This is a genomic window from Streptomyces sp. RP5T, from assembly GCF_003933965.1.
GTDB lineage: Bacteria > Actinomycetota > Actinomycetes > Streptomycetales > Streptomycetaceae > Streptomyces.
Genome location: NZ_RSAJ01001147.1, coordinates 1 through 1,040, shown reverse-complemented (window position 1 = coordinate 1,040; position 1,040 = coordinate 1). Strand labels below are relative to the sequence as shown.

At 71.1% G+C, this 1,040-nt stretch carries 1 protein-coding gene; it reads left to right on the top strand.

All coding sequences use genetic code 11. The features are described from left to right. Positions 1-106 precede the first annotated feature (106 nt). Positions 107-874 (top strand): DeoR/GlpR family DNA-binding transcription regulator, encoded by a 768-nt coding sequence (locus EHS43_RS45055; RefSeq protein WP_125196111.1) that lies wholly within the window; start codon positions 107-109, stop codon positions 872-874. The last annotated feature ends 166 nt before the right edge of the window (positions 875-1,040 follow it).

Genomic DNA, 1,040 nt, shown 5'->3' with positions numbered 1-1,040 from the left:
CGGTCACTATCACCCGAGCAACAGACCTGGTCACCACACCCCACCCCCTGTACAACTTCCTGCAGACGCCCGAACGGGCAGACGGCACAGGAAAGCGGGTGACCCCATGACCGGAACCGCGGAAGAACGCCAGCGGTACATCGTGCGTGCCGCCCGCACCACCGGCGCCGTCGACGTCAACACCCTGGCCACCCAACTCGGCGTGGCCAAGGAGACCGTGCGCCGAGACCTCCGTGCCCTGGAGGACCACGGCCTGATCCGCCGTACGCACGGCGGTGCCTACCCGGTGGAGAGCGCCGGGTTCGAGACCACGCTCGCCTTCCGGGCCACCAGCCACGTGCCCGAGAAGCGCCGGGTCGCCGCCGCGGCGGCCGAGCTGCTCGGGGACGCCGAGACGGTCTTCGTCGACGAGGGCTTCACCCCGCAGCTCATCGCCGAGGCCCTGCCCCGGGACCGGCCGCTGACCGTGGTCACCGCGTCCCTTCCGGTCGCCGGCGCCCTCGCCGAGGCCGAGAACACCTCCGTCCTGCTGCTCGGCGGCCGGGTCCGCCCCGGCACCCTGGCGACCGTCGACCACTGGACGACGAAGATGCTGGCCGGATTCGTCCTCGACCTCGCCTACATCGGCGCCAACGGCATCTCGCGCGAACACGGCCTCACCACCCCCGACCCGGCCGTCAGCGAGGTCAAGGCGCAGGCGATCCGAGCCGCGCGCCGCACGGTGTTCGCCGGCGTGCACACCAAGTTCGGCGCGGTCAGCTTCTGCCGCTTCGCGGAGATCGGCGTGCTGGAGGCGATCGTGACGAGCACGCTGCTGCCCTCCTCCGAGGCGCACCGCTACTCACTGCTGGGACCACAGGTCATCCGCGCCTGACTCCCCCACAGAAGTGATCCGTCGGACCTCCGCACCCCGGAGCATCCGTTATATCCCTCTATGTCCAGGAGCGATCCATGCGAACCCAGAGCCGACGACGGCCACCGCGAGCCACGCTCGCCATGGCCGCCGCAGGGACGCTGCTCGCCCCGCTGCTGTCCGGCTG